The organism is Bacteroidia bacterium (genome assembly GCA_025056095.1).
Taxonomy (GTDB): Bacteria; Bacteroidota; Bacteroidia; order JANWVE01; family JANWVE01; genus JANWVE01.
The window spans coordinates 1-15,806 of sequence record JANWVW010000045.1; the positions used below are offsets into that span (position 1 = coordinate 1).

At 38.2% G+C, this 15,806-nt stretch carries 13 protein-coding genes; 9 read left to right on the forward strand and 4 right to left on the reverse strand.

Annotation, left to right across the window (positions count from 1 at the left end):
• Positions 1–140: 140 nt before the first annotated feature.
• The 3 genes from NZ519_05395 to NZ519_05405 are packed head-to-tail and all read left to right on the forward strand — an operon-like array spanning position 141 to position 2,781.
• On the forward strand, positions 141–1,058 hold the full coding sequence (locus NZ519_05395; GenBank protein MCS7028182.1) for a DUF4835 family protein: 918 nt from the start codon (positions 141–143) through the stop codon (positions 1,056–1,058).
• Between the two features lie 17 nt (positions 1,059–1,075).
• Positions 1,076–1,771 carry a LysM peptidoglycan-binding domain-containing protein gene (locus tag NZ519_05400; protein ID MCS7028183.1) on the forward strand — a complete coding sequence of 232 codons (696 nt, stop codon included), beginning with the start codon at positions 1,076–1,078 and terminating at the stop codon, positions 1,769–1,771.
• A 38-nt stretch (positions 1,772–1,809) separates the two neighbouring features.
• Complete coding sequence (locus NZ519_05405) at positions 1,810–2,781, forward strand: DUF6268 family outer membrane beta-barrel protein (GenBank protein MCS7028184.1); 972 nt, start codon at positions 1,810–1,812, stop codon at positions 2,779–2,781.
• Here the strand turns inward: NZ519_05405 and hrcA are convergent.
• Together hrcA and NZ519_05415 are read right to left on the reverse strand one after the other, a co-directional pair.
• A complete protein-coding gene (gene hrcA, locus NZ519_05410) occupies positions 2,778–3,776 on the reverse strand; it encodes a heat-inducible transcriptional repressor HrcA (protein ID MCS7028185.1) in 999 nt (332 codons plus the stop codon). The genes NZ519_05405 and hrcA overlap by 4 nt on opposite strands.
• Positions 3,777–3,781: 5 nt before the next feature.
• The gene (locus NZ519_05415) at positions 3,782–4,246 is read right to left on the reverse strand and encodes a DUF255 domain-containing protein (protein MCS7028186.1); all 465 of its coding nucleotides are present in this window, start codon (positions 4,244–4,246) and stop codon (positions 3,782–3,784) included.
• A gap of 102 nt (positions 4,247–4,348) precedes the next feature.
• Between NZ519_05415 and NZ519_05420 the strand changes: the two genes are divergently transcribed.
• Positions 4,349–6,274: a T9SS type A sorting domain-containing protein gene (locus tag NZ519_05420; GenBank protein ID MCS7028187.1), complete on the forward strand. Its 1,926-nt coding sequence runs from the start codon at positions 4,349–4,351 to the stop codon at positions 6,272–6,274.
• 108 nt (positions 6,275–6,382) lie between these two features.
• On the opposite strand, the gene NZ519_05425 is transcribed toward NZ519_05420, so the two are convergent.
• Entirely contained in the window at positions 6,383–7,117 is a 735-nt protein-coding gene (locus tag NZ519_05425) for a hypothetical protein (GenBank protein ID MCS7028188.1), read from the reverse strand.
• Positions 7,118–7,180: 63 nt separating this feature from the next.
• Between NZ519_05425 and NZ519_05430 the strand changes: the two genes are divergently transcribed.
• The 4 genes from NZ519_05430 to NZ519_05445 all read left to right on the forward strand — a co-directional run bounded on the left by NZ519_05430 (position 7,181) and on the right by NZ519_05445 (position 10,903).
• Positions 7,181–8,215, forward strand: a complete 1,035-nt coding sequence (locus NZ519_05430; GenBank protein MCS7028189.1) for a bifunctional oligoribonuclease/PAP phosphatase NrnA — start codon at positions 7,181–7,183, stop codon at positions 8,213–8,215.
• Between the two features lie 21 nt (positions 8,216–8,236).
• Positions 8,237–8,380 carry a hypothetical protein gene (locus NZ519_05435; protein MCS7028190.1) on the forward strand — a complete coding sequence of 48 codons (144 nt, stop codon included), beginning with the start codon at positions 8,237–8,239 and terminating at the stop codon, positions 8,378–8,380.
• Between the two features lie 20 nt (positions 8,381–8,400).
• Entirely contained in the window at positions 8,401–10,710 is a 2,310-nt protein-coding gene (locus tag NZ519_05440) for a transglycosylase domain-containing protein (protein ID MCS7028191.1), read from the forward strand.
• Positions 10,711–10,777: 67 nt separating this feature from the next.
• On the forward strand, positions 10,778–10,903 hold the full coding sequence (locus tag NZ519_05445; GenBank protein ID MCS7028192.1) for a hypothetical protein: 126 nt from the start codon (positions 10,778–10,780) through the stop codon (positions 10,901–10,903).
• On the opposite strand, the gene NZ519_05450 is transcribed toward NZ519_05445, so the two are convergent.
• A complete protein-coding gene (locus tag NZ519_05450; GenBank protein ID MCS7028193.1) occupies positions 10,893–13,775 on the reverse strand; it encodes a T9SS type A sorting domain-containing protein in 2,883 nt (960 codons plus the stop codon). The two genes, NZ519_05445 and NZ519_05450, sit on opposite strands and share 11 nt — an antisense overlap.
• Before the next feature lie 74 nt (positions 13,776–13,849).
• Between NZ519_05450 and acs the strand changes: the two genes are divergently transcribed.
• A complete protein-coding gene (acs, locus tag NZ519_05455; GenBank protein ID MCS7028194.1) occupies positions 13,850–15,742 on the forward strand; it encodes an acetate--CoA ligase in 1,893 nt (630 codons plus the stop codon).
• The last annotated feature ends 64 nt before the right edge of the window (positions 15,743–15,806 follow it).

Genomic DNA, 15,806 nt, shown 5'->3' on the forward strand with positions numbered 1-15,806 from the left:
AGCGTTAGCGTAGCCCGTAGCACGCCGACCTTGCCCACACAAGCGCAAGCGAAGTGTGGGCAAGGGCACGCCCAAAAGAATAAATAATTCCTTATTAAACTTTGTATTTAGAGTATAAAAAAATTAATTTTGTGATGAATATGCATGCAAAAAGCTGGATATACGCCGCAGTGTGTTATGCATGGATAAGTGTATATAGTCAAGGACAGGAAGTATTTTGTGAATTCCAATTCAATTTTCCTAACGCACCTCCTACGGAAAAAGCTGCATTAGAGCAACTGGATAGAGCTATCCGGGAATTTACAAATACACGCAAATGGACAAACGACAACTACAAACCGATAGAGAGGGTACGATGCACATTCCAATTTTTGATAGACCGCTACGAAAATAATCGCTTTGAGTGCAAAGAATTAGTTTTTGTTGCTTCCCGACCTGTATTTAATAGCACTTACACTACCACTCTTTTGAGTGTGAGAGATAAATACGTTTCCTTTGACTATATACAAGGACAAAACTTGGATTTTAACGAAAATGCGTTTGTTATGGAGATTACAGCTATAGTGGGATACTACGTATATTTGGCTTTGGGTATGGATAGAGATAGTTTTTCTGAATTAGGCGGCACAAGCATGTACAACAAAGCTAGAGCTATTGTAGATTACTGTCAATCAGCAGGTGTAGGTAAAGGGTGGAAAGCCACAGACGATATTGCCCGTCAGACACGTTTTTGGTTGGTTACACAGCTATTGGATAACGCTAATAAAGACTTACGCATCGGAATATACGAATATCATCTAAAAGGTTTAGACATCATGGCAGACAAAGGAATAAATGCAGGGCGAGAGTATATCATGTCTTGTATAGATAGATTTTACAACATTAACCTACGCTTCCCTGGGCTTTATATTGTAGCTGTGTTTTTAGATGCTAAGCAAATGGAATTAGTTAATATCATGCGAGGTGCAGATGCGTCTATGAAATCTGCATTTTTGGAAAAAATGAGCCGCTTAGATCCTGTCAATTTGAATAAATATAGTCAAATCAATCAACAGTGAATTTTTTATTTTTGCTTATGGACAACGAAAAAAATTCTACTCAACACGATGATTACTATAAAAAATCTTGGTTAGAGGAGCAGATTCAAAAAAGAAATAAGCTGAACGAGGATTCACTGTCTGTTTTTAGATTCAAAGATGAAACAACCTCTGATAATCAAGAAAATCAGGTGCAAAATACGGCTACATTGAGCCATGAAGAACACAAGAATAGAAAACAGTGGTTAGATAAGCTTCATCGTATCAGTCAGGTAAAAGTAATAGGTGAAATAACTCTACTTAAAGCAGCACCTTATGTTTTAGTTGGAATTTTTATTTTGTTTCTGTTGGTCAATATTCGCTTTTTAATTTTTGACGAAGGTGAAGTACCTTCATTGCATAACGTAAGTGTAAAAGACACTTTGCTAAGTGACGTACCTATCACTAAAACTCTTGACCCTAATAGACCTGAACAAAATAACAGTCCAAAGCCTAAAAAACAAAAAGTTGTTTCTTCTGAATCGGATGAAAGCAAAGATAAAAGTAGCAAAACCAAAGACCCCAATCAAGTGCTTAATCAGCGTATTTATTACAGAGTAAAACCTGGAGATAAGTTTAATGATATTGCTCGCAAACACGGCTTGACCCCTGCCGAACTTAAAGAACTCAATCCCAATATTCGCCCTGAACGTATACAACCAGGGCAAAAGCTAAGGGTTAAAAAACTAGATTGATTGTTGATAAGTACAAACGTAATTTATTTATTTGTTATATGAAATTGGCACATTTGCTTTACACACTATGGGTGCTGAACTTGCTCACCTATGCACAAGGCATAGATATTAGCCGTTTTTTTAGAACAGGCTTGAACATTCGTGCCGAATATATTCCCTCTGCAGAGCTGAAAGATACTACGGGTAAAGTAGGTTTTAATAGATACAATGCTCAACTGATTATACCCCTCAAAGGTAGAATAGAAGCTAGTTGGAAAGAATTGGATATTACAGTTAGGCAGTATTTTTTGACCTTAAACACAGGGATAAGACAAGTACACAATACTCAAAACACACCGTTTGAACCGCAGCACAACTTGTACACTGCATCTTTTGCCATAGCAGGTTTACATGCGGGCTTACGTAGTAAAATGTGGTTGTATGCTTTTGGAGGGGGAATTACAGAAAGTCCTTCCACATTTCGTAACCCTAAACCATACGGTACAGTAGCAGTTTTACGTGTTAAAATTAAAGGACTATATCATCAAAAGTTCTATGGTTTGGCTGCCGTGTACAGCAATAGTTCTATTCCTTTTCTAATTGCACCTGTTTGGGGCATGAACAAAAAAATTTTATCCAACACTACTTTGACTGTAATTCTGCCTGTTCAAGCGCAAGTAACTTACAAGCTCAATTCCTACCACAATTTAAGTTTACTCATTACACCAGGGGGATATAATGGAGGTGTACGGGATACTATTTTAGTCAAAAGTAAAGAACGCTTACAATACATATACAGTCATATCAAAAACAGTTTAATTTGGAATTGGAAACCTAATAAGCACGTGCGGCTTTCTCTAGAAGCAGGCTTGCTTTGGGGCAGAACTTTAAATCTGTCTTACCTTCCTGACCGCTCGAAAAACGATCCGCTTGATTCTGGTCTGAAACCGAGTCTTGTGTTTAGTTTTAATCTCTATACCAGTTTAACAAACAAATTTTTAGATTCAAGCGACTTTGCTTTTGAGTTTTAAAGGGTATTCGCGTTTAGCTCTTTGAGGGTATAATTAGCAATTGCATAAAGTTTGGGGTAGTCCATTCGTTGTGGACCTATGAAGCCAATGTATCCTTTTATATTTTTTTTAAGGTAATACGTTGCTTGTATCATACTGAATTTTTCTTCTGTGCGGGGATTTATTCCAACCGAGATGCTCAAATTTGTGTTACTGCTATGTAGTACTTGTTTAATTTGCTCTTCTGCTTCAAGCGTTTGGATAAGTTCGTGTAAATATTGGGCAGACTTAAATTCAGGTTGAGTGATTACTTTGTCTAATCCTTCGTATACAATCTCGATTTCATCATTTTCTTGAATTTGGTATAGGTTGTTGAGTAATAACATCTCTATCAGTGCATACTCTTCTTTTTCTATGTATCTTTCTAATTGTTGGATATGGTAGCGTATTTTTTGTATTTCTAATCCTCCGAAGTGTTGGTTAAAAAACTGTGAGATTTGATTAAGCTTTTCGTCAGGTATAGCTTCATCTACTTTGATAATACGAGATTTAACCGTAGTATCTAGTGTTAAAATTAACCGAATGCTGTGCTCTGTTATTTTTACGAAGTCTATTTTAAGCAGTGTTGGATTGATAGAAAATGGCTTGACACCAAAGCTGACTAAGTTTGTTAGTTTGGCTAAGACAGTTAAGAAAGTTTTAATTTGGGAGAAGTCTTGAAGAATATTTTGTATAGACTGACGAATAAGTTGCATTTCCACTTCGGAGAGGGCGTAGTCGCAGGGCATAATTTCCTGTACGTAAAATTGATAACCCTCAGTAGTAGGAACGCGCCCCGAAGACGTATGAGGTACATAAATCAGCCCAATAGACTGCAGTTGTGCCATTTCGTTGCGAATAGATGCAGGGCTTAAAGGTACTTTTTGAGCTATTACTTGCGAAGATACGGGCGTACAAGTTTGAATGTAGTAGTGTATTATATTAGATAAAATTCTTTTTTTTCGTTCGTTGAGCATGGCTATTACTTTTTAAGTATAATTTTGAGGGTTTCTACCATTTCAGCAGGAGTAAAATAGCCTTCAACTATATCAATTACAGAGCCATCAGGGCGCATGAAAATAATTGTGGGATATCCTTTTATTTTGAATTTACGTTCTAATTGTTTGCCTGTATATTGTTTACCTGCATAGTCATAGTATACGTTAGGCAGTTCTGGGTCTAATTTGATAGCAATAAAGTCCTTTTCTAGAATTTCTACTACTTCTTTATCTCTATAGGTGATTTTATCTAATTTTTTGCACCATCCGCACCACTCTGTATAAACATCTATCATGATATGTTTATTTTGCTCTTTGGCTACCTTTAGTCCTTCATTAAAGTCATACCATCGCACAAGGGGCTTATCGTCTATACCTGAAGTCTTGTACATCATAAAGCCCATGGAAACAAGACCTAATATAAACGCTATCAAAAGATACCTACGCATACTGCAAAAATAAAACTTATTATTCGTTTTACCAAAAATTTAATTTAGTTCCAAAAAATTGCTTATATTTGTGAAAGAATTAGAACTAAACTTTCTGTGCTTATGAGAATATTTTATATTTTATGTTACTTTGCTCTTGTTTCTTCGGTTTTTTCCCAGAATATTTCAGGGATTATTAACGAATACTACGAAGCAACAGCTATTAACATTCCTGCTAATAGTATAACTCTAACTAATGCGGCAGGCTTAAATGTAGATGATCGAGTTTTAATCATTCAAATGAAAGGTGCATCGTATAATAATACAAATACTGCCAGCTATGGCGATATTACAGCTATTAACGGTGCAGGTTTATATGAGTTCAATAATATTTGCTCTATTAGTGGAAATGATATCGTTCTCAAATATACTTTACTGAACAGCTATAATGCAGGGGGTAACAATAGGCTTCAAGTCATCAAAGTACCTCAATACACAAATCCTGTGGTTACAGACAACCTTACTTGCCAAAGTTGGAACGGCGCTACAGGGGGGGTACTAGTTTTGGAAGCTACGGGTACACTTACTTTAAATGATACTATTACCGTATGGGCAAAGGGTTTCAAAGGTGGGCAGTATCGAAATTGGACCTTACCTGCGTATACTTGCCCCAATGGGGGAGCTTATACGGGATATGTAATTAGCTTTGCAGCAAGCGGAGGCAATAATCATGGTGCGATGAAAGGCGAAGGTATTGCAGATACCACTACCGCAGGTTGTTTTGCGCGAGGTAAGCAAATCAACGGTGGGGGAGGAGGAAATAACCACAATGCAGGTGGTGGAGGTGGTGGAAATTATGGAGCAGGAGGTATAGGAGGTAATAGAACTAATCATTCTCCTTTTACTTGTTTCGGGAATGTACCTGGTGTGGGAGGAATTTCATTAAGTAGTTATGGATACAGCGCTGCTAATAATCGTATTTTTATGGGCGGAGGTGGTGGTGCAGGACATGGAAACAACCTTCAAAGCACAGCAGGTGGAGATGGTGGAGGCATCATCATCATTCGTGCTAATGCTATAGATGGTAATAACAATTATATCATTGCAGATGGAAGACACTTTTATCCTGCTGCTGCATCAGGGTTTGGCGAAGGAACCCCCGGAGCGTTGAGCGATGGAGGGGGTGGTGGAGGTGCAGGCGGAGTAATAATACTAGACGTTAATAACGTAATCTCTACTACTCATGCTACTGTAAGAGGAGGTAAAGGCAGCAACGCTAGTTGGGGCGATGTGAACTGCTTTGGCGCTGGAGGTGGTGGTGGAGGGGGAGCTATATGGATATCTGCCCCAGCCCTTTATCCTTTACTAACTACAAACGTTAGTGGGGGACTCAATGGCATAAGAGGTCCTTCTGCTCCAGCATCTTGTGATGGAACACCAGGCGGCGCTGCACCCGGCAACGACGGAGCAGTCTTATATAACTATATAGCCCCTATAAGTGCAGTAGAATTCTGTACAACTACCCTACCAGTCATGACGAATGTGCTCAAAGCTAAATACGAAAATGGTCAAGTTTTTTTGCAGTGGCATAATCCTGAAAGCGTATATGTTAAATTCATTTTAGAACGCAGCCAAAATGGTACTTTCACACCCATTGCTGAAGTTTCTTGCCAACAACCTCTTGAAGCCCTAGACACAAACCCTTATCAAGGTAGAAATCTTTACCGCTTACAGATGGCAGATAAAAAAGGCAAAGTTAGATACTCCAACATTGTTGAAATCTACACTCAATACACGAATTTAAGCAGTTTTCTTTATCCTAACCCTACTTCAGATGAAGCTGTGATAGAGTGCCACACTACTTGCGATGTCCCTGTCCAAGTCAAAGTTTTTGATGTGTTAGGTAAACAAGTATTTTTCTTAGAACCTTTGACAAATTCAGGCAAAAACATTTGGCGTATACCGACATATACTTGGGCAAAAGGAATATACTACATTCACATTGCACAAGGTAGAGAAATTTTGGTACATAAGTTAGTTAAAATGTAGTAAGAAAAGCTTTTTGGCGACCTGCTTCGCAAGTCTCGCCAAAAAACAAGCCAAACCCTTCATGCCAACTATAAAAACTCTCAATTTCTCACAAAAAATAAACATGGTCTACCTTTTCCACTTAAATTTGAGACCTGCATGTAAGGTCAAAAAGTATATGTTGAACAATCGCCTTGCTGCCGCAGTATTAGCTACCTCTTCAGAGTTTTTTTCCGTTTGATTAACAGTTATATCTCTTATGATGTACCCATTTGCACAGCCAATGTCTAAAATAAAGTTATCATTTAGTCTCAAATGGTAACCTATTCCTATATTGAATCCCCATACAGTAGAAGAGAATATTCTTTGTCCATTCTTGTAAGTATTTCCAAGTGGGATAGTATTTTGAGACAAATCAGGTAGATTATAAGCAATAATAGCAGGATGGCGTGAAACATATTTGCCCTTATACCAAATGTGTGAACATTCAAATTGCAAATACCCCCCATAAGGTGCTTCCTTATTGCGTTCTAAACTAAATATTCTACCCCCAAATGCTAATTCTAATGCATCTAGCTGTGCAACAGCTTTGTAAGCTTCATAGCCAGGATTTTTAAACCTAAATGCTTGCTCTAAAAAATAGTTGGTATTCAAATACTGCATGCGTAAAGTAAGCAGTCCTTCCTCACTTGTAACTATTCCTGTTTCTAGCATGTATCGTACATTGACGCTTACATTACTCGGAACTTTATCTCTATTTGAAACAGGAATAAAATTAAATCCTACTCCTGCTAAAAAAGGACCTTGTCCGTACAAAAAACTGCTGTATAACCAAACTAAAACATATACCCATTTTCTTCGCATAAGCAAAAATACGTATTTTATCTATTTTTGCACCTAAATTAACTAAAAAAGCGTTTAAGTTTCATGCTTTCTTCTGTTGCAATAAATAACGTTCACAAAATTGCTGAAAAAATAAAAGGACAACCTTGCAACATAGTCATCACTACGCATCACAAACCTGATGGCGATGCAATGGGCAGTAGCTTAGGACTATTTCACTACCTTAAAAAGTATCATCATAAAGTTATCGTTATGCCTCCTAATGATGGAGGAAAGTACCTTCACTTTTTACCAGGGCATGACGAAGTTTTCTTCTTTGAAGACAATCCCGAACAAGGTAGAAAGTTATTAGCGCAAGCTGATTTTATCTTTTGTTTGGACTATGGACAGCTCTCACGAGTAAATGAAATGGGCAGTATCATTGCCCAATCTGCAGCAACTAAGGTCCTAATAGACCACCATATTGACCCGCAACCTTTTAGTCATTACCAACTATGGGATGAGCATGCCGCAGCTACTTGTCAACTCGTCTATCATTTCATTGAAACTCTTGAAGATACAGACAAAATAGATGCTACTATTGCCACTTGTTTATACACAGGAATTGTAACTGATACAGGTTCATTCAGATATCCTGCTACTACACCGCATCTACACAGAATTGTAGCCAAACTCATGGAAACAGGTATGAAGCATCATGTTGTGCAAGAAATGTTGTACAGTAATTCTTCGCTTAGTAGGTTACAGTTCATAGGTTATTGTTTATCTAACAAGTTATTTCTTTTACCTCAATATCGTACTGCTTATATTGTAGTTAGCCGTGAAGAGCTTGAAAGGTTTAATATTCAAACAGGCGAAACAGAAGGTTTAGTCAATTATGCTTTGAGTATTGAGGGAGTTATTTTTGCCGCTTTGATTATTGACAGGACAGTAAAAGTTAAGTTAAGCTTTCGTTCTATGGGCAATTTTCCTGCAAATGAGTTTGCAGCAAAGTATTTCAAGGGCGGTGGACACTTCAATGCCGCAGGCGGAGAAAGTGAACAAGATTTAGAAACAACAGTACAACGTTTTATTACTGCTTTGTCAGAATATAAGCATATTTTATGTTTTTCTGTTTAGTTTTATTTTGGGCGTGCCCTTGTGGGCATTTCGCTGCGCTCATGCCCACAAGGTCGGCGTGCTTCGGGCTACGCTATCGCTTCGGTGCTTCGCTGCGCTTCGCACCGTGCTGACGCACGCCCTTCGCATGCCTCACGCAAAAAATTTAATCTCTCACATCGCTAAAATAGTCTTACTTTTGTGCTATGAATTCAGGTCAAAGAAATTTACTGTGGCTCAAAAGAATAATTTGGATAAGCTTTACACTGTTTTGGACAAGCTTTGTAACGCTGTTCTTTATCGGTAAAAGCATGCTGCCTTCATTCAGGGCATTAGATGATAAAAAACCTATGGAGGCTTCTATCGTTTATAGTGAAGATGGAGTAATCTTAGGTAAATACTTTGACCAAAATCGCGTACCTGTAACCTACGAAGAAATCTCACCTTATGTAATTACTGCTTTGTTAGCTACGGAGGATATTACTTTTTATGAACATTCAGGAATTAGTTTGAGAGGTTTGCTAAGAGCCTTGCTCAACAATATACGAGGAGGAAGCAAGCAAGGGGCAAGTACTATCACTATGCAATTAGCCAGAAATTTATACGACGAAGAAGTAGGACAAGAACGCAGCATTAAACGAAAAATCAAAGAAATCGTCTGCGCATTGTATATTGAACGCAATTTCACTAAAAAGGAAATTATTACTCTATACCTGAACACTGTACCTTGGGGAGGAACTACTTATGGAATTCACTCGGCTTCTAAAATGTATTTCAGCAAGCATCCCAAATACTTGCAGCTAGATGAAGCAGCCCTTTTAGTAGGTATTCTCAAAGGTACTTCTTATTACAACCCTTTTCGGTATGGTAATAGAGCACTAGAACGCAGGAATGTAGTTATCAACCAGCTAGTTAAATACAACTTAATTGATAAAAGTGAAGCAGAAAAAATAAAGAAAAAACCTACTCATTTACGATTCTCTGTCGAGGACCACAATGAAGGTTTGGCAGCCTATTTTAGGGAACACCTCCGAGATAAAGTCCTTAAAAAATGGGCAAAAGAAAATGGCTACAATCTCTATCACGATGGGCTAAAAATCTATACTACTATAAACAGCAAAATGCAGCAATATGCCGAAGAAGCAGTATATGAACACCTATTTTACATGCAAAAGCAGTTTGACCAATACATGCCTGAAAACAGTCCAAATGAACCATGGAACAAAAAATTTAGACCCATATCAGAACTAGACACTTTACCTATTTACGAAGGATTTATTTATTCTGAACGATATAAAGCCATGAAAGCCGCAGGTGCTACTGAGAGTGAAATCCGCAAAGCTTTTTCACAACGATTAGACTCCATTGAAGTTTTTGCTTGGATCAAAGATAAGAAAGGCAAGATTGTGCCAGGTACAAAATACATTTACAACAAAACCCCTTGGGATTCAGTCAAATACATGGCTAAAATACTACATTCTGCTTTGGTAGCCATTGAACCCAGTACGCGCCAAGTACGGGCTTGGGTGGGAAATATAGGACACCAATACTACAAGTACGACCAAGTAGCTAATGGTAAGCGGCAAGTAGGTTCAGCCTTTAAGCCTTTTGTTTATGCTGCGGCTATCATCAACGGTGTTGATCCTTGTGAGGAGTTTTTAGATGCTCCTTATCAAGCATTTGATAAACAAAGAATTAACAACAAAGATACCGTAGTCATGATTTGGGCGCCCAAAAATGCCGATGGCAAATTTAGAGGTATGACCCCCTTTTGGGTAGCTCTTAAAAACTCTATCAATACTGTTACTGCCCGTATTATGTATGAGCGTTTAGGTGGACTAAATTCCCCCAATAACGTAGCCACATTGGCAGAAAATATGGGAATTAACACAAAACTGGAACGTGTACTCTCCTTAGCCCTAGGAACAACAGATTTAACTCTACTCGAACTTACTAATGCGTATGCTACTTTTGTCAATAGAGGTATTCGTTTAGAACCTATTTTAATCACTAAAATTACAGATAGATACGGAAATGAAATTCCTACGCCTTTCACTAAGCAGGATCCAAAAAATAGAATTGAAGCAATTAGTCCCAGCGTAGCGTATAAAATGTGCAGATTGTTACAAAAGGTGGTAGTAGCAGGAACGGCAAGCGGAGCGTACTACAAATACCAACTCAAAGGCGATATAGGCGGAAAAACAGGAACTACTCAAAAAAACTCTGATGCCTGGTTTATTGGTTTTAGTCCCAAGCTGGCCATTGGAGTATGGTTTGGTTGTGAAAGCAGGGGCGTTCATTTTAATGATGCCCGTGGGCAGGGAGGTCAAGCTGCGGCGCCCACTTTCGCCATTTTTTACAAAAAATGTACAGAAGACCCCTCAATCAGAAATAGAGTTTTGGGCAGTTTTGAAGATCTCAAACCCCCTGGCGAACCTACTTTCACTCTCGATTGTGAGGAAAAAGCCACTCAAAAGAACGTAGATGAATTTAATCTAGACGAAATTGTAAATTGACAAGTTTTCTATGCCTTATTTTTATTCAAAAGCTTGAGCAAATTTATGTTCTTTCGGGCGTGCCCTTGTGGGCGCTTCGCTGCGCTTAAGCCTACAAGGGCAGCGTACTGTGGGCTACATGCGGAATACACCGACCTTGCGTAGCAAGGGGTACGCCCAAAAAACCATTAAATTTCAACTACTTACTGCTTAATGACTTTGGTATATACAACTTGCTTTTTATCTTGTATTTGTATGATGTACAAACCTTTAGACAAATTACCCATAGAAAGAGTAGAGTAAGTCTGCGTAGTAAAATAAGTTAATTGAGGCTTGCCGAGCATATCCATTATCGTTATTTGAACACCCTGCTCCAAAGAAGGCGAATGAATTTCTACATTGAGTATATCTTGGATAGGATTAGGATATACCTCGTACACTATCGGCTTAACCTCATCTGTGATTACACTATATTGAGTACAGGGTTGAAGTAAATTATTTTGATAGCGATATCTTATGTTTGCAGCATAGTTTTTAAGTATAGTTACACTGTTTCTATTTTTGCCGAGCTGATGAGTACGTGCAAAAATATATGCGCTATTATACTGTATGGATTGGTTAGGTTCTAAAACAGGATAAAAGCCCGTAGAGATATAAAACTTAACATCTCTTCCAGAGGGAAATGCATCATAAAAAAGCCAACCTGTATTCGTTTCGGGGTCTCCTGAAAATTGATACCGAGTAATATATGAACCTGTAGTATTAAGACATCCATTAGAACCATTATTATATGTGGGGGCACCTGTGGTATACTTTCCTTGAAGCACATTATACACACCTTGGTAAGTCATAGGCAGTGTAGTACACATACTGAAATCTTTGTAATGGCTTTTATACGCATACATATCTCTGTCTAAAATAACAATTCCTACCGCAGGGGGATAATTCCAATATCCAGCGGAAGTTTCATCAAAGTTATCAAAGTTGTAGGCATAGCCTAAGTGTAAAGTAGAGTCGCATCCATCAGCATCATCTGAAGCCATCCCTATATCTGGGTCGCAAAAATCACCAACTAACACTTGGTAATAAGTTTGATTAGAACGATTGTAAATAGTTCGCTCCATGAATAATGTGTTTTGTAAAATGCTATCCGTAGGGCAGTTGTAGACATAAGCTAATTGATGCACTTCAATTTTCATGGCGCTAGTGTCCATATTTCGCATATCATCACAGTAAATTGACCAAATAGCTTGGTCACCTTTGATAATAGGATACTCGCCTTGTTCAGGTTCGTACTTGCCGTTGTTATTTTTATCAAAATAAGGTAAAAGTTGGGCAGCTTGTCCAAAGCTGGGGTTTCCATTGCCTGGGTAAGACTTTATGTTATCAGGGATAACATACCCAGGCTGATTGTAGTTTTGCTTGTGGTATTCAATTTCAGCACGGTTGAACTTCCATACGCGCAGTGCATTAGGTTTTTGATAGTCATAAAAATTAGGATCTGTAATCGGTCCTTGTTCGTAAGGTTTATAGTACAAGTTCCAACCTGCACATTTAACTTTTGATGCATCTGTCAAACCTCCAACCATTAGATTTGCTGTAAATACTGCTGTTTTAGGGGGAAGGCTATCTTTTGGAATTTCTAAAAGTGTCCTATCTACTCTGTCCCAAAATAGCATTCCATCCCCCCATATAGGTGCTTTGTAATTGTTGGCATCCAGGTAGGTTAACTCTTGTGCAATGCTTTTGATATTCGTAGCCTTGACTAAAAACGCATTAGAGTTCGGTTGAATGTAAGGTGAATTGAGCCATACGTTGTTTTCAAAGTTACCTGCTACATACAGAATATGCTTAGCTGTCGGAATGATAGAAACTATTTCTGACCTTGAACCGCTGAATATCTTTCTGTGTCTTACGAAATTGATGCCTCCATCTTCTACAAAAAGATTTAGCAGAACTGCATTAGGATAGTTCACATCACATAAAAAATCTGGTGTATGTACAGTATCTTTGGCAATAAAACTTAAATACAAATAGTCACCGTAATTTCCTAAGCTGTGAAGTTTGGCTAAACTATCGTCCTCTTTACTGCCTACTGCAATTGCTTGCTGAATGTAGATAGGAGATAAATCGGTTATTTTACCTACGAACACATCTTTCTTTCCTTTGGCAACAAGATTAAAATTAGTTATTGGAGATACGACTTGCATATTTTGTTCAAAATGACCTGTAAAGTATACTCCGTTAATGTCTGTACAAGCATCATCTCCAGTGCCTTTGAAATGAAAAACTCTTTTACCGTAGAAGTCTTGATAAATAAAGCCATCTCTACCCCCTGCACTGACTAATGTAAAGGTATCTATACTTGCCGTTTGGGTGAAATATCCGCCAAAAAAATAAATGCTATTGATACATAAGCCTTCATCATCACCTGTACCACCATGTCGCCTTGCGATAGTTATATCTAATGCAGCATTAGCAGTAAAAACAAAGATATCTTTTCCGCCAGCACTGTTAAGCGTAGTACTACCTAGTTGGGTAGTTCCCTTGAAATATCCCGTACCTTGAAATAATGAATTTTTAGAAATGGCGTTTATCCAATCCTCATCAGTACCACCATGCCGCTTGATAGCTAAAATATCTCCATTTGCCTTCAATCTCATCAAACCAATATCAAAACTGCCTGCACTTGATAAGGTATAGCTCTTTACTGTACAAGTACCTTGAAAATTAAAAGCCACAAAAAGTAAACCAGGACCTGTGGTATTGATACCTGCTGCATGATCATCTTCGGTACTCCCAAAACCAAAAGCCCACTGCGGATTGAGCAAAGTATCAAATTTAGCAATAAAGATGTCTGTCCCTCCCTTGCTAATTAAAGTATCTTTGCCTATGACAAGTGTATTTTTGAAATCTCCAATAACGTAAATGTACCTTTGATACATATCGTATGTAGCCTGCTTTGCTTTCACGCTGCCGTTTCCAAATACTTGGACTAAATTCCATTCTGAAAAACTTTGAGCAAATACATAATTAAATACATAGTTAGAAATGAGCAGTGAAAAGATTAGGATGCATTTTTTCATTTCTTGCAAATATAAAAAATTTTTTCACAAAGCACAATTTTGCACTTCAATAAAATTCATATTATCTTAACGGCATGGATATCCGTTCGTTCCAAGAATACAAAGAAGTCTACCAAAAAAGCATTCAAAATCCCGAAGAATTTTGGGCATCTGTGGCAGAGAATTATCAATGGTATCAAAAATGGCACACGGTATTAAGATATGACTTTCATAAACCTGAAATAGCTTGGTTTGAAGGGGCAAAGCTAAACATTACTGTAAATTGCTTGGATAGACACTTACCTACCCGAGCTAATCAAACTGCGCTCATTTGGGAAAGCAATTTTATAGATGAACCTTTTCAAAAATACACGTATCAAGAGTTGTATCACAAAGTCAATCAAATTGCGAACGCACTGCGTAGTATAGGCGTCAAAAAAGGGGATAGAGTTTGCTTGTACATGCCAATGATTCCCGAACTACTGATGAGCGTATTGGCGTGTGCGCGTATTGGGGCTATTCATTCAGTGGTATTTGCAGGTTTTTCTGCACAATCTTTGGCGGGGCGCATTCAGGACTGCGGCGCAAGCGTAGTAATTACAGCCGATGAACTCTACAGGGGCGATAAAATTGTCCCTTTGAAAAAAATTGTAGATGAAGCCCTAACCCAATGCACAACTGTACAAAAAGTACTCATTTATCCGAGAACAAAGGCACAAATTCCTATTGATGCTCAAAGAGATATTCTTTGGAACGACCTTGTCCCTAATCAAAGTACTACTTGCGAACCTGAAATAATGGATGCCGAAGATCCCCTCTTTATTCTTTATACTTCGGGTTCTACGGGTAAGCCCAAAGGTTTGTTACACACCCAAGCAGGCTATATGGTTTATGTAGGCTATTCGTTCAAAAATGTATTTCAATATCAAGAAAATGAAGTCTTTTTCTGCACTGCGGATATTGGCTGGATAACAGGGCATTCCTACCTCACCTATGGACCTTTACTCAATGGGGCTATTACGCTTATGTTTGAGGGCATTCCTACTTATCCTACTCCGAGTAGATTTTGGGATATTATCCAAAAACACAAAGTAAATATTTTTTACACAGCACCGACAGCAATTCGGGCACTAGAAGCCTTAGGTACAGAGTGGTTACAAGGTAAAGATTTGAGTTCCTTGCGTGTGTTAGGTAGTGTAGGTGAACCCATCAACGAAGAAGCCTGGGAATGGTATTACAAGAATGTAGGTAAAGAAAAGTGTCCAATTGTAGATACCTGGTGGCAAACCGAAACAGGGGGAATTTTGATAAGTCCTTTGGCGGGAATTACTCCCTTAAAACCCAGTTATGCTACTTTACCTTTACCTGGCGTTCAACCTGTAATAGTAGATGACAAAGGAAATATTCTTGAAGGGAACAATATAGAAGGAAATTTATGTATTCGTTTTCCTGTGCCAAGTATGGCAAGGACTACTTATGGCAACCATGAGATATATGCTAAAAATTATTTTTCTACTTATCCAGGTTTATACTTTACAGGGGATGGAGCTAAGCGAGATGAAAAAGGTTATTATCGTATTACGGGGCGTGTGGATGATGTGATTAACGTATCGGGGCATAGGATTGGCACAGGTGAGGTAGAAAGTGCTATAAACGAACACCCTGACATTGTAGAATCGGCTGTGGTAGGTTATCCGCATGAGATAAAAGGACAAGGAATTTATGCGTATGTAGTCAATATCAATCCTAATAAGAACCATGAGGAGCTTAAAAGAGAAATTGTGGATTTAGTAAGCAAGCAAATAGGACCTATTGCTAAACCTGATAAAATTCAAGTTGTGAGTGGTCTGCCTAAGACAAGGAGTGGAAAGATTATGCGCCGAATTTTACGTAAAATTGCCGAAGGAGATACTTCTAATCTTGGGGATACTTCTACTTTATTGGACCCTAGCGTAGTGGAGGAGATAAAGAAAAACGCCCTTTTGTAGGTTGCAGATGAAGGTTTTTATTTTACATTAAGTCTGTTTTTGATTATGTTAAGGTTAATTTTTA

Coding starts and splice junctions, on each gene's coding strand:
- NZ519_05395 (MCS7028182.1), top strand. CDS start 141: ATGCATGCAAAAAGCTGGATATACGCCGCAGTGTGTTATGCATGGATA.
- NZ519_05400 (MCS7028183.1), top strand. CDS start 1,076: ATGGACAACGAAAAAAATTCTACTCAACACGATGATTACTATAAAAAA.
- NZ519_05405 (MCS7028184.1), top strand. CDS start 1,810: ATGAAATTGGCACATTTGCTTTACACACTATGGGTGCTGAACTTGCTC.
- hrcA (MCS7028185.1), bottom strand. CDS start 3,776: ATGCTCAACGAACGAAAAAAAAGAATTTTATCTAATATAATACACTAC.
- NZ519_05415 (MCS7028186.1), bottom strand. CDS start 4,246: ATGCGTAGGTATCTTTTGATAGCGTTTATATTAGGTCTTGTTTCCATG.
- NZ519_05420 (MCS7028187.1), top strand. CDS start 4,349: ATGAGAATATTTTATATTTTATGTTACTTTGCTCTTGTTTCTTCGGTT.
- NZ519_05425 (MCS7028188.1), bottom strand. CDS start 7,117: ATGCGAAGAAAATGGGTATATGTTTTAGTTTGGTTATACAGCAGTTTT.
- NZ519_05430 (MCS7028189.1), top strand. CDS start 7,181: ATGCTTTCTTCTGTTGCAATAAATAACGTTCACAAAATTGCTGAAAAA.
- NZ519_05440 (MCS7028191.1), top strand. CDS start 8,401: ATGAATTCAGGTCAAAGAAATTTACTGTGGCTCAAAAGAATAATTTGG.
- NZ519_05450 (MCS7028193.1), bottom strand. CDS start 13,775: ATGAAAAAATGCATCCTAATCTTTTCACTGCTCATTTCTAACTATGTA.
- acs (MCS7028194.1), top strand. CDS start 13,850: ATGGATATCCGTTCGTTCCAAGAATACAAAGAAGTCTACCAAAAAAGC.